The organism is Vannielia sp. SX4 (assembly GCF_052828525.1).
In genome coordinates this window covers 822539-835578 of the sequence record NZ_CM128247.1, presented here as the reverse complement: position 1 = coordinate 835578, position 13040 = coordinate 822539, and the positions used below count along the sequence as shown (strand labels likewise).

Sequence of the window (13040 nt, the reverse complement as noted above, 5' to 3'; positions counted from 1 at the left end):
CAAAACTATTTCGCCGCCACCGCCTGCAAAACCTTCAGCGGCACGATCTCCAGCGCCTTCTGATGGGTCGCCTCCAGCACCACCTCCGGCGGGCACCCCTCGTCATGGGCCTGCATGAACCGGCTGGCACAGAGGCACCAGCGGTCGCCCGGCTTCAGCCCGTCAAACCCGTATTGCGGCATCGGCGTGCTCAGGTCGTTGCCCACGTATTTGCTGTAGGCGAGGAACTCCGCCGTCATCACCGCGCACACCGTGTGGCTCCCCGCGTCGGCGAGGCAGGAGTTGCAATGCCCGTCGCGGAAGAATCCCGTCACCGGATCGTTGGAGCAGGGCGCCAGATCGCCGCCCAGCACGTTGAGCGAGGGGTATTTCTCCAGTGCGGTCATCAGCGGGCCTCCACGTTGGTTATGGCGATACGGCGGAACCAGTCGATCATCCCGTCCTGCACCGCACCTTGCCCAAAGCCGTGGTCCGCCGCGCTCACCGCAACGACCACCTGCGCCGGGCGGTTGATGTAGATGTATTGCCCATAGATCCCCACGGCCAGAAATTCGCCCTCCCCCGTCTTTGGCACCCACCAGTGATAGCCGTAGCGCAGCGCACCGGGCGCGGTATTGGCCCGCGGCAGGGTGCTCTCGCGCACCCAGTCATAGGGCACGATCCGCCGCTCCCCCAGCCGCCCGTCCTGCAAATACATCTGCCCGAAGAGCGCATAGTCGCGCAGGCTCATGTTCAGCCCGCCCAGCACAAACCCCTGCCCCCGCGCATCGGTCAGCAGCGTCGGTCGGCTCTCAAGCCCCATCGGCGCCAGCAGCCGCTCGCCCAGCAGCGTCGTCATGTCCTGCCCGGTCGCGCCGCGCAGTACGATGCCCAGCACATGGGTATCCATCGACACGTAGCGCCACACCTCACCCGGCGGCCCGGCCCGGCGGTCGAGCCCCTCGGTGAACCCGTCGAGCGACCCGCCCAGCGCAAGGATGCGGCCCATCCGGTTGATGTCGGACCAATAGTCGAAATAATCCTCGTTGAAGGCCACGCCGGACTGCATCAGCAGCACATCGCCAACGCTCGCCCCGTCATAGGCGCTGCCTTCCAGCGCAGGGGCATATTGCGTCACCGGGTCGTCGAGGCTTTCGATCTCGCCCGCGTCCAGCACGATCCCGAGCAGTGCAGACACAAAGCTCTTCGACACCGACCACGAGATCCGCAGGTCATCGCGCCCGGTGCCCTCGCGGTACAGCTCCTGAGTCACCTGCCCGTCGGAGAGCACCACCAGCCCGGTGATCCGCCGCTCCGCCATCCATGCCTCCGACCCTTCGGGCAGCGGCACCGGCGGGGCCTCCAGCACCGGCTGCACCGCATCGCCCGGCCCGATCGGCAGCGCGACCCAATAAAACAGCTCGCCCATATGGGTGAAGTTCCAGACGATCCGCTCCGGATCGAAGAGCTTCTGCACCGCCCAGAGCCGGGCCACCTCTTCCCGCTTCACCCAAGCCGCCGCGCCCGCCAAGACGAGCAGCAGGAGCAATCCGAGACCTATGGCTTTCAACGCGGCACGCATGGTGCGATCCGACCACGAGAGCCGCACCGGCGCAAGCAGCCCCGGCTTGACTCATCGGCCCTCCCTCTGCCCGAATGGCTCTGGTGCTCCCGCGCCAGCCCGGAAGCGACCGAAACCAAGGGAGGAGCATGGCAAAATCGCACCGCGTTGACCCAAGGGCGCTTGCCCGCCCGCTTCAGGCCAAGCCCAAGGCCAAGGCATGATCACCTCGGTCGTCCTCAGCCTGACCATGCTCCTGCTGGCCGCCGGGGCGCTCTATGCCATCTACTCCTCCCAACGCCTCGCCCGCCGCCCGCTGCTGCGCGATGCCGCCATCGGCACCGCCCTCGGCATCACCGTCGCCCTGCTGATCGAAACCTACGGGCTGATCCAACTGGTCGCGCCCCTCGTGGCTAAATCCGGCCCACTGGTGCTGGCGGGCTACCTCGGCGGCCCCATCGGCGCGGCAGCGGCCGCCGTGTTTGCCCTCGGCGCACGGGTCTGGATGGGCGGGCCGGTGATGGCCGAAGGCCTGCTGCTCATCGCCGGACTGCTGCTCACCGGCCTCGCCGTCCGCGCCCTCGCGCCCCCGCGCGACTGGCCCCGCGTGCCGCTCCGCCACCTCGCCCTGCTTCTGATCGGCTTCGCCTTCGTGCAATCCATCGTGCCAATGCTGCCGCGCGTCAGCGCCGCGATCGGCGCGCTCGGCAGCCCGGTCGTCATCCTGCCGGGCATCCTGCTTGGCGGGGCCATCTCCATCGTCCTCACATGGGCCTTGAACGAGATCGCCCGCCGCACCGCCCACGGCCTCACCGAGAAAGACGAGTTGCTCGCCCGCATGGGCATCATCCTGCCCCACGCCGGGGTGGGCACCTTCCGCTACTACGGCGAGAGCAACACCTACCACGTCGATGAGGGCTTCATGCGGCTCTACGGCCTCTCACGCCCTCCCGGCCCGATTGATTACGCCACCTTCGACGCCCTCGTTCACCCAGACGACCGCGCCCGGATGGCCCGCGCGAAAGACGAGGCCGAAGCCGGCAGCACCGCCCGCGACCAGATCGACATTCGCGCCATCCGGGCCGATGGCACCCCGCTCGAGATCCGCCTCAACTGGGTGGTGTTCCGCGAGGCGCCCGACGGGCCGGTTGAGATGGTCGGCGTCCACCGCGACCTCACCGATATCCGCCGGGCGCAGCAGGCGCTCGACAAGGCCGAGCAGCGCTCTTCCACCATCGCCGCCAACCTGCCCGGCGTGGTGGTGCAACTGCTGATCGACGAAGATGGCAGCCGCCGCCTCACCTACATCGGCCCCAAATGCCTCGAGGTCTGGGGTTACCCGGCCGAGGAGGTCATGGCCGACAACGCGCTCATCCGCAGCGGCCAGCCACCCGAGGATGTCGAGCGCTTCGTGGCCGATATGCGCGCGGCCCTTGCCCGCGGCGCGCCCATCCGCAGCCGAATCCCGGTCACCGACCGCATCGGCACCACCCGCTGGATGGAGTTTTACGGCTCCGGCACGCCCCTGCCCGAGGGCGGCCATCAGGTCGATGGCATCTTCATCGATGTCTCCGCCGAGGTCGCCGCACGCGCCGAGGCCGACCACAACCTCGAACTGGCCCACAGCGCCCAGCGCAACGAGGCCATCGGCAAGCTCACCGGCGGCGTGGCGCATGACTTCAACAACATCCTCGCGGTGATCCTCGGCAACCTCGAACTCCTGCGCGAAGACACAAGCTCGGCTGACAGGCTCTCGCTGATCGACGCCGCCATCGAGGCCAGCCAGCGCGGCGCGCAGCTCACCCGCGCGATGCTCGCCTTCGCCCGCAAGTCCCGGCTCGATCCCGAGGTGGTCGACCTTAACGACATCGCCCGCCAGTCCGACAACTGGATGCGCCGCGCCCTGCCCACCTCCGTCTCGGTCGAAACCTCGCTGCTGGGCGGCCTCTGGCCGGTGCTCGCCGACCCGGCCACGCTGGAGAGCGCCCTGCTCAACCTCATCGTCAACGCCCGCGACGCGATGGAGGGCAAGGGCAGCCTCACCATCGAAACCGCCAATGTGCGCATCGACCAAAGCTACATCGACGCCCGCAATGAAGAAATCGCACCGGGCCGCTACGTCATGCTCGCCGTCTCCGACACCGGCACCGGCATCGCGCCCGAAGAGCTGCCGCATATCTTCGAGCCGTTCTATTCCACCAAGCCCCCCGCCTCCGGCTCCGGGCTGGGGCTGTCGATGGTCATGGGCTTTGTCCGCCAGTCCGGCGGCACCGTGCAGGTCTATTCCGAGCCGGGCACCGGCACGACCTTCAAGCTCTACTTTCCCGCCGCCGATGGTACCCCGATGCAGCCCGCCGCGCCCGCGCCCGTGGCCGATGAAACGCCGCCCACTGGCAAGCGCCTGCTGCTGGCCGAGGATGAGAGCGGCGTGAACGACGTGCTCCTCTCCATCCTCACCCGCGCCGGTTACGAGGTGACAGCCACCGCCACCGGCGATGCCGCCCTCGCCGCCTTTCTGGAGGAGCCGGAAGCCTTTGATGTGGTGCTGACCGATATCGTTATGCCCGGCGCGCTTCAGGGCACCGGGCTGGCCCGCGCCCTGCGCGCCCGCCGCCCCGATCTGCCCATCGTGTTCCTTTCGGGCTACGCCTCCGAGGCCACCGTGCATGGCAACGGTCTCCATGCCGACGACATCCGTTTGATGAAGCCCGTGCCCCGCGACGAGCTGCTCGCCGCGGTCGAGAGGGCGATGGCCCAAGGGGCCACGCCCGGCTGATCAGCCCTTCTTGGCTTCCTCTTCCATGTCCATCCCGTTCATCCGGGCCACATGGTCGGTGACGAAAGGCACAAAGTCGCCGCCCTTCCCGATTGCCTCGACATGGTTGAAGTAATGCCGCACCGCGCTGGCCACCACGTTGACCACGCCCGCATCGGCGGCCATCGAGTTCACGTAGCGCAAATCCTTGTTGGCGTTCTGGATGGTGAACTTGTGCACCTCCGCCTCCCGGCCCACGCAACCGCGGGTGAAGGTATCGAAAAACCCGTTGCCGAGCCGCGAGCCGCCGATCACCGTCTGAAACTGCTTCGGCGTGATCCCCACCTTCGCACCCAGCACCGCCGCCTCGGCATAAAGGCTGGCATAGCCCATCGAGACGAAGTTCATCAGCAGCTTCATCTTGTGGCCGTTGCCTGTCGGTCCCATGTGGTTGATCGTCCCGGCCCAGCACTCGATGATCGGCAGCACCCTGGCGAAGCTTTCGTCATCCGCGCCCACCATTGCATCCAGCGTGCCTTCCTCGGCCTCCTTCGGCGTGCGGCCCAGCGGCGCATCCACAAGGCGGCCGCCCTTGGCCTCCAGCTCAGCGGCCAGCTTCATGGTGGAAACCGGATCGGCGGTGGAACACTCCACCACGATCAGGCCCGGTTTCGCCCCGGCCAAAATCCCGTCCTCACCATGAAACACCGCCTCCACCTGCGGCGAGTTGCCGAGGCAGATGTGGATGATCTCGCATTGCTCCGCCATCTCCTTGGGCGAGGCCGCTTCCGTCGCCCCCATCCCCACGAGGCTCTCGATCGGCGTGCGGTTGCGGTTGCCCTTCACCACCAGCGGATAGCCGCCTTTCAGGATGTTCTTTGCCATCCCGTGGCCCATGAATCCCACGCCGATGAACCCGACGGTCGGTTTGTCTGCCATGTTGTCCTCCCCGAAAATCTCAAAGGCTGGCGGTAATGCCGCCATCCACGAAAAGCGTATGCCCGTTCACGAAGCTCGCCGCATCGCTGGCAAGGAACACGCAGGCCCCCACCAGCTCTTCCACCTTGCCCCAGCGCCCGGCGGGCGTGCGCTTTTCGAGCCAGGCGCTGAACTCGGGGTCAGAGACCAGCGCCGCGTTCAACGGCGTGTCAAAGTAGCCGGGCGCAATCGCATTGCAGTTCAGCCCGTGCTTCGCCCAGTCGGTCGCCATCCCCTTCGTCAGGTTGGCAATCGCCCCCTTGCTGGCCGTGTAGGGCGCAATGCCGGGCCTTGCGAGCAGGGTCTGCACCGAGGCGATGTTGATGATCTTGCCCTTGCCGCGTGCGATCATCCCCCGCGCCACGGCCTGCCCCACGTAGAACGCGCTGTTCACATTGGTCCGCATCAGCCGGTCAAAGGCCTCCGGCTCGAACTCCTCCAGCGGTCCCCGGTGCTGCATCCCGGCGTTGCTCACCAAGATGTCGAGCGGCTTGCCATAGCCCTCCACCGCCTCGCGCACCGCGCCCGCGTCGGTCACGTCAAACGCCAGCGTCTCCACATCCGCGCCGGTCGCCCGCAGCGCCTCTGCCGCCTCGCCGAGCCGTTCAGCGTTGCGCGCATTCAGCACCACCGAGGCCCCGGCCTCCGCCAGCCCCTTGGCCAGCGCCGCGCCAATCCCCATAGACGAGCCAGTCACCAGCGCCCGCCGGCCGCTCAGATCGAAAATCTTCATAAGTCCTCCCACGCGCCAGCCCCCCTCATTGACAATCGGGGGCCGAGCCTTCATGCAAATGGTATACCATTTGGGGCGGCATGCAACCGCCCCGCCCAGGGAGGAGCCACGCCCATGAAGGCGCTATTTGCCCACGGGGCGCATGACCTGCGCCTTGAGGATTGCCAGCCCGTTGCCCCCGGCCCGGGCGAGGTTGCGCTGCGCATGGCCCGTGGCGGCATCTGCGGCTCCGACCTGCATTACTACCACAACGGGGGCTTCGGCACCGTCAAGCTGCGCGAGCCGATGATCCTCGGCCACGAGGTGGCTGGCGAGATCACCGCGCTCGGTGAAGGCGTCCAGAACCTCGCCGTCGGCGACCTCGTCGCCGTCTCTCCCTCCCGCCCCTGCGGGGCCTGCGCCGAGTGCCTCCGCGGCCTGCCCAACCAGTGCCTGAACATGCGCTTCTACGGCTCCGCCATGCCTTTCCCGCACATCCAGGGCGCTTTCCGCGAAGAACTGACCGCTCTCGCCTCCCAATGCGTGCCCGCCGCCGGCCTCTCCGCCGCGCAGGCCGCCATGGCCGAGCCTCTTGCCGTCTGCCTCCACGCCACACGGCAGGCTGGGGACCTCCTCGGCAAACGCGTGCTCATCACCGGTTGCGGCCCCATCGGCCAGCTCTGCATCCTCGCCGCCCGCCGCGCCGGGGCCGCCGAGATCGTGGCGACAGACATCGCCGCCCCCGCGCTCGAAGCCGCCAAAACCTCCGGCGCCGACCGCGCCCTGAACACCGCCGAAAACCCCGAGGCCCTCGCCCCTTATGTGGCGGGCAAAGGCACCTTCGATGCCGCCATCGAATGCTCCGGCGCCCCCCAAGCCCTCGCCGCCTGCATTGCCGCCCTCCGGCCTTGCGGCACGCTGGTGCAACTCGGCCTCTCCGGCGACATGTCGGTGCCGATGATGCAGGTCACCGCCAAGGAACTCTCCCTCAAAGGCTCCTTCCGCTTCCATGAAGAATTCGCCATCGCGGTCCAGCTCATGCAGAAGGGCCTGATCGACGTGGCTCCGCTCATCACCCACAGCTTCCCGCTCGCCAGCTTCGCCGAGGCCTTCTCCACCGCCTCCGACAAATCCCGCGCCATGAAGGTCCAACTGGAGTTCTGATGCTCACCTTCGCCGCCGCCGTCTTCTTCCTCATCATCACCCCCGGGCCGGGCGTGCTGACAACGGCTGGCGTTGGCTCGGGCTTCGGCTTCCGCCCCGGCCTGCGCTACGTGGTCGGCCTCTTCATCGGCACCAACCTCGTGGCGCTCGGGGTCATCTCGGGCGTCGCCGCCGTGGTGCTCTCGGTGCCCGCCATCCGCATCGTGCTGGCCGTTGCCTCGGTGGCCTACCTCTGCTGGCTCGCCGCCAAGATCGCCTTCGCAGGCAGCAAAATCGCCTTCTCCCCCGCCACCACCGCGCCGGGCGTGCTCGGCGGCGTAATGCTTCAGGCGATCAACCCCAAGGCCTATGCCGTCAACACCACGCTCTTCGCGGGCTTCCCCTTCGCCCCCGACAATCTCGTGTTCGAGACCATCGCTAAGCTGGTGATCGCCAACGCCATCTGGATTCCCATCCACCTCGGCTGGCTCTGGGCCGGGGCCACGCTGCACCGCCTCAACCTCTCCGAGGCCGCTCACCGCCGGATCAACATCGCCATGGCCGCCTCGCTGCTGGCCGTGGTCGCCCTCGCCCTCTACGCAAGTTTCCTCAAATGACCATCCCCGCCGCCATCACCCGCCTCGCCTTCCTCGGCGACCGCCTCGTCACCTCCGGCGCCGTCCGCGACCAGCACGGCCAGAACGAAACCTACTACCCCGACACTCCGCCCGATGCCGTGGCCTTCCCCGAGACAACCGAGGAAGTCAGCCAGATCCTGAAGATCTGCCATGAGGAATCCTGCCCCGTCGTCCCCTACGGCGCCGCCTCCTCGCTCGAAGGCCAGCACCTCTGCACCTCCGGCGGCATCTCGCTCGACATGAACCGCATGGCGAGCGTGCTCGAAGTTCGCCCCGAAGATCTCAACTGCACCGTCCAGCCCGGCATCACCCGCCTGCGGCTGAACGAAGAGCTACGCGCCACAGGCCTGATGTTCCCGGTCGATCCAGGCGCCGATGCCTCCATCGGCGGCATGGCCGCCACCCGCGCCTCCGGCACCACCGCCGTGCGCTACGGCACCATGCGCGAGAACATCCTCGCGCTGGAGGCGGTTATGGCCGATGGCACCGTCATCCGCACCGGCACCGAGGCCCGCAAATCCTCCACCGGCTACGACCTCACTCACCTGCTCATCGGCTCCGAGGGTACGCTCGGCATCATCACCGAGCTGACCCTCCGGCTTCAGGGCATCCCCGAGGCCACCTCCGCCGCCACCTGCCGCTTCGCGTCGGTCGAAGACGCGGTGAACTGCGTCATCACCACCATCCAGTCCGGCCTGCCGATGGCCCGCATCGAGCTGCTCGACGAGATGATGGTGAAGGGCTTCAACGCCTACTCCGGCGCGGGCCTCCCCGAAGAGCCGCACCTCTTTCTGGAGTTTCACGGCACCCCCGCCAGCGTGGCCGAACAGGCCGAAACCTTCGGCATGATCGCCGAAGACTTCGGCGCTTCCGGCTGGCAGGTGGCCGAAAAGGCCGAAGATCGCACCGCCCTCTGGGCCATGCGCCACAAGGCCCACTACGCCTCCGCCGCGCTCGGCAAGGGCAAGCACCTCTGGCCAACCGATGTCTGCGTGCCGATCTCCCGGCTCGCCGAGGCCGTGCTTCAGGCCCAGAAAGACGCGGTCGCCCTCGGCCTCACCTCCACCATTGTCGGCCATGTCGGTGATGGAAACTTCCACGCGGGCGTCAGCGTTGACCCGACAGACCTCGAGGAGATGCAGCGCGCCGAGGCCTTCACCGGCGCACTGGCCAAAACCGCCCTCCGCCTCGGCGGCACCGTCTCGGGCGAGCATGGCATCGGCCTCGGGAAACAGCGCTACATGGAGGCCGAGCACGGCCCCGCCCTCACCTACATGCGAGCGATCAAGCAGGCCTTCGATCCGCGCAACATCCTGAACCCCGGCAAGCTCCTGCCGCCAACCAACGAGGTGCCCCATGCTGCCGCAGAATAGCGACCAAGCCGTCCTGACAACCCGCGTCTGGAAGCCCGGCACCGGCCCCTGCGTGGTACGGCTGGAGGCGAACCGGGTGATCGATATTACCTCCAAGGCCATTCCCACCATGCAGGCCCTGCTGGAGCAGCCCGACCCGGCTGCCACCGCGCGCTCCGCGCCCGGCAACTTCCTCTGCACCTTCGATGAACTGGCCGAAGCCTCCACCGAGGCCGCCGGCCCCGATGCCCTCCGCCTCCTCGCCCCCGCCGATCTGCAAGCCATCAAGGCCAGCGGCGTCACCTTCGCCGAGTCGATGGTCGAGCGGGTGATCGAAGAGCGCGCCGCAGGCGACGCCGACCGCGCCGAAGAGATCCGCGCCCGGGTCAAAAGCCACATCGGCGAGAGCCTCTCCGGCATTGAGCCGGGCAGCGATAAGGCGATGACCGTCAAGGAGGTGCTGCAAAAGGAGGGCCTCTGGTCGCAATACCTCGAAGTCGGCATCGGCCCCGATGCCGAAGTCTTCACCAAATGCCAGCCCATGGCCGCTGTGGGCTACGGCGCCTCCGTTGGCCTGCACCCCATGTCGAGCTGGAACAACCCCGAACCCGAAGTCGTCCTCGCCGTCTCCTCCGCAGGCAAGATCGTCGGCGCCACCCTCGGCAACGATGTAAACCTGCGCGATGTCGAGGGCCGCTCCGCCCTCCTGCTCGGGAAGGCCAAAGACAACAACGCCTCCGCCGCCCTCGGTCCCTTCCTCCGCCTCTTCGACGACAAGTTCACCCTCGATGACGTGTGCAAGGCTCACCTCACCATGAGCGTGACCGGCACCGATGGCTTCACTCTCGAGGGCTCCTCCTCGATGGAGAAAATCTCCCGCGACCCCGCGAGCATCGTCACCCAAACCATCGGCCGCCACCACCAGTATCCCGACGGCTTCTTCCTCTACCTCGGCACCATGTTCGCCCCCGTCAAAGACCGCGACGCACCCGGCCAGGGCTTCACCCACCACCCGGGCGACACCGTCTCCATCTCCACTCCGCTGCTCGGCACCCTCACCAACACCGTCCGCCTCTCCACCGAGGCCCCCGAATGGACCTTCGGCAACTCCGCCCTGATGCGCAACCTTGCCCAGCGAGGCCTGCTATGACCCTTTATGACGACACCCAGTGCAACCTCGGCGAAGGTCCGCTCTGGCACCCCGAGCGGCAAGAGTTCTTCTGGTTCGACATCAACAAGCACCACATGCACGCCCAGCGCGCGGGTCAGACCTTCACATGGGAGTTCGAGCACTTCGTCTCCGCCGCCGGATGGGTCGATCGTGACACGCTGCTGATCGCCTCAGACGCCGCGCTCTTCACTTTCAACCTCACCACAGGGGCGCGTGAAGAGATCACCTCGCTCGAGGCCGACAATCCCGCCACCCGCTCCAACGATGGCCGCGCCGACCCGCAGGGCGGCTTCTGGATCGGCACTATGGGCTGCAAGAAGGAAACCGGCGCAGGCGCCTACTACCGCTACTACCGCGGCGAGCTGCGCCAGCTCTGGGATAACTGGAGCATCCCAAACTGCACCTGCTTCACCCCCGATGGCACCACCGCCTACATCGCCGACACGCCGCAAAACCAGATCTGGCGGGTGGCGCTTGATGAGCACGGCTGGCCCAAGGGCGACCCCGAGCCGTGGCTGACCCTCCCCAAGGAGAGCCATCGCCCCGATGGCGCCGTCTGCGATACCCAAGGCAACCTCTGGATCGCCCAATATGGCCACTCCAAGGTCACCGTCCACGCCCCAGATGGCACCGAGCTGCGCGCCCTCCCCGTCCCCGGCAAGAACACCACCTGCCCGGCTTTCGGCGGCGAGGCGCTCGACCAGCTCTACGTTACCACCGCCATTCAGGAAGACCCGAACCCAGCCCCCGAAGACGGCTGCACCTACCTGCTCGACCCGCAGGCGACCGGGCAAGCCGAACAACAGGTGATCCTATGAGCCGTTTCCTCTGCATCGGTGAATGCATGGTCGAACTGGCCCAGACCGGGCCAGACACCTACCGCCGCGGCTTCGCGGGCGACACCTTCAACACCGCATGGTACGCCCGCCGCTGCCTCCCCGAGAGCTGGGATGTCAGCTACGCCACCGCCGTCGGCACAGATGCCACCTCCGCCGAGATGACCGCCTTCATGCAGGCCGAGGGCGTTAGCCCCGTCACCCGCGAGATCCCGGATCGCACGGTGGGCCTCTACATGATCGCCACCAAGGACGGCGAGCGCAGCTTCTCCTACTGGCGCAGCCACTCCGCCGCCCGCCTGCTGGGCGAAGATACCGACTGGCTCGCCAGCACCTTCTCCACCGCCGAGATGATCCACTTCTCCGGCATCACCCTCGCCATCCTCGCCCCCGACCAGCGCAGCCGCCTGTGCAATGCCCTGCGCTCCTCCCGTGCCACCGTCAGCTTCGACACCAACCTGCGCCCGCGCCTCTGGGAGAACGAGAACGCCATGAAGCGCGGCCTCACCCAAGGCGCCTCCGCCGCCTCCATCGTGCTGCCCAGCTTCGATGAGGAAACCGCCCTCTTCGGCGACCCCACGCCAGCGCACACCATCGCCCGCTACCGCGAGGCCGGGGCTTCGATCATCGCGGTGAAGAACGGCGCCGAGGCGCTCACGCTGGCCACGCCCGAGGGCATCACCGAGATCGCCTGCGATCCGGTCGACAAGGTGATCGACAGCACCGCCGCGGGCGACAGCTTCGCCGCGCGCTTCCTCGCCGGTCTCGCCCAGCAGGAGCCGCCCGCCGAGGCCGCCCGCGCCGCCATGGGCCTCGCTGCCAAAGTCATCCGCGCGCCCGGCGCGCTCGTGCCAGATATCTTCTCAGGAGACAGCAAATGAACATCCTCATCATCGGCGGCGCAGGTGTCGTCGGGCAAAAGCTCGCCACCTCCCTCGCCGCCAAGGGCACCCTGCGCGGCAAGCCGATCAGCCGCCTCACCCTCGCCGATGTGGTCGCCCCCACCGCCGTCGAGGCGCCCTTTTCGGTTGAAACCACAAAGTGTGACATCACCGACCCGGCCTCGATGGAAGCGATCATCACCGCCGAGACCGATGTGATCTACCTGCTGGCCGCCATCGTCTCCGGTCAGGCCGAGGCCGAGTTCGAGCTGGGCTGGAACATCAACATGCACGGCACCATCAACGTGCTGGAGCGCGCCCGCACCCTCGGCACCTGTCCTGTGGTGGTGTTCTCCTCCTCGATGGCCGTCTACGGCGGCGACACGCCCGACCCGATCACCGATTTCTCCTCGCTGAACCCGCAAACCTCCTACGGTGCGCAAAAGGCCATCGGCGAGATGATGGTCACCGACTACTCCCGCAAGGGCTACATCGACGGCCGCGCCTTCCGCCTGCCCACCATCTCGGTGCGCCCCGGCAAGCCCAACGCGGCAGCCTCCGGTTTCATGTCGTCGATCTTCCGCGAGCCGCTGAACGGCCAGACCGCCAACTGCCCGGTCGATGACAGCTTCCCGCACTACTACCTCAGCCCGCGCAAATGCGTTGAGAACCTCGTGATCGGCGCCGAGATCCCGGCAGAAGACTTCGGCCCCAACCGCGCCGTGCAACTGCCCGGCCGCATGTGGACAATCCGCCAATGCATCGACGCGATGACAGCCGTCGCAGGCCCCGAGCCCGCAAAGCTCATCACCTGGAACGACGACCCGGTGATCCAGAACATCGTGAAAGGCTGGCGCTTCGATCTGCGGCCTGAAAAGGCCCTGCGCCTCGGCATGTCGGCGGACGAGACCTTCGAGGACAACATCCGCTACTACATCGAAGACGATCGCCCCTGATCCGGGCCGCCCCTCGGCCCTCACAGCCTCATCGCGGCTCATGCTGCGGTGAGGCTGCTCCACCCCGCCAGACCCGGC

Annotated in this window: 12 protein-coding genes; 8 read left to right on the top strand and 4 right to left on the bottom strand. The window is 67.4% G+C overall.

All coding sequences use genetic code 11. The features are described 5' to 3' along the window. Positions 1–5: 5 nt before the first annotated feature. The gene (locus ACUXVX_RS04180) at positions 6–386 is read right to left on the bottom strand and encodes a DUF2237 family protein (RefSeq protein WP_410000883.1); all 381 of its coding nucleotides are present in this window, start codon (positions 384–386) and stop codon (positions 6–8) included. After that, positions 386–1561 carry a serine hydrolase domain-containing protein gene (locus ACUXVX_RS04175; RefSeq protein ID WP_446310504.1) on the bottom strand — a complete coding sequence of 392 codons (1176 nt, stop codon included), beginning with the start codon at positions 1559–1561 and terminating at the stop codon, positions 386–388. The genes ACUXVX_RS04180 and ACUXVX_RS04175 overlap by 1 nt, the downstream gene beginning before the upstream one ends. A gap of 199 nt (positions 1562–1760) precedes the next feature. Here ACUXVX_RS04175 and ACUXVX_RS04170 point away from each other — a divergent pair, with 199 nt between their 5' ends. After that, a complete protein-coding gene (locus tag ACUXVX_RS04170) occupies positions 1761–4316 on the top strand; it encodes an ATP-binding protein (protein WP_446310503.1) in 2556 nt (851 codons plus the stop codon). On the opposite strand, the gene ACUXVX_RS04165 is transcribed toward ACUXVX_RS04170, so the two are convergent. Further along, entirely contained in the window at positions 4317–5234 is a 918-nt protein-coding gene (locus ACUXVX_RS04165; protein ID WP_446310502.1) for an NAD(P)-dependent oxidoreductase, read from the bottom strand. A gap of 19 nt (positions 5235–5253) precedes the next feature. After that, positions 5254–6006 carry an SDR family oxidoreductase gene (locus ACUXVX_RS04160; RefSeq protein ID WP_446310501.1) on the bottom strand — a complete coding sequence of 251 codons (753 nt, stop codon included), beginning with the start codon at positions 6004–6006 and terminating at the stop codon, positions 5254–5256. Positions 6007–6120: 114 nt separating this feature from the next. Between ACUXVX_RS04160 and ACUXVX_RS04155 the strand changes: the two genes are divergently transcribed. Genes ACUXVX_RS04155 through denD form a run of 7 tightly spaced genes read left to right on the top strand, consistent with a single transcriptional unit; the run spans position 6121 to position 12962 of the window. Next, positions 6121–7149, top strand: a complete 1029-nt coding sequence (locus tag ACUXVX_RS04155; protein WP_446310500.1) for an L-idonate 5-dehydrogenase — start codon at positions 6121–6123, stop codon at positions 7147–7149. After that, on the top strand, positions 7149–7745 hold the full coding sequence (locus ACUXVX_RS04150; protein ID WP_222495815.1) for a LysE family translocator: 597 nt from the start codon (positions 7149–7151) through the stop codon (positions 7743–7745). The genes ACUXVX_RS04155 and ACUXVX_RS04150 overlap by 1 nt, the downstream gene beginning before the upstream one ends. Continuing rightward, the gene (locus ACUXVX_RS04145; RefSeq protein WP_446310499.1) at positions 7742–9139 is read left to right on the top strand and encodes an FAD-binding oxidoreductase; all 1398 of its coding nucleotides are present in this window, start codon (positions 7742–7744) and stop codon (positions 9137–9139) included. Before ACUXVX_RS04150 ends, ACUXVX_RS04145 begins: the two co-directional genes overlap by 4 nt. After that, the gene (locus ACUXVX_RS04140) at positions 9123–10268 is read left to right on the top strand and encodes a fumarylacetoacetate hydrolase family protein (protein WP_446310498.1); all 1146 of its coding nucleotides are present in this window, start codon (positions 9123–9125) and stop codon (positions 10266–10268) included. Before ACUXVX_RS04145 ends, ACUXVX_RS04140 begins: the two co-directional genes overlap by 17 nt. Continuing rightward, positions 10265–11107, top strand: a complete 843-nt coding sequence (locus tag ACUXVX_RS04135) for an SMP-30/gluconolactonase/LRE family protein (RefSeq protein ID WP_446310497.1) — start codon at positions 10265–10267, stop codon at positions 11105–11107. The genes ACUXVX_RS04140 and ACUXVX_RS04135 overlap by 4 nt, the downstream gene beginning before the upstream one ends. Further along, positions 11104–12006: a sugar kinase gene (locus ACUXVX_RS04130; protein WP_446310496.1), complete on the top strand. Its 903-nt coding sequence runs from the start codon at positions 11104–11106 to the stop codon at positions 12004–12006. Before ACUXVX_RS04135 ends, ACUXVX_RS04130 begins: the two co-directional genes overlap by 4 nt. Further along, on the top strand, positions 12003–12962 hold the full coding sequence (gene denD / locus ACUXVX_RS04125; RefSeq protein ID WP_446310495.1) for a D-erythronate dehydrogenase: 960 nt from the start codon (positions 12003–12005) through the stop codon (positions 12960–12962). Before ACUXVX_RS04130 ends, denD begins: the two co-directional genes overlap by 4 nt. Positions 12963–13040 lie beyond the last annotated feature (78 nt).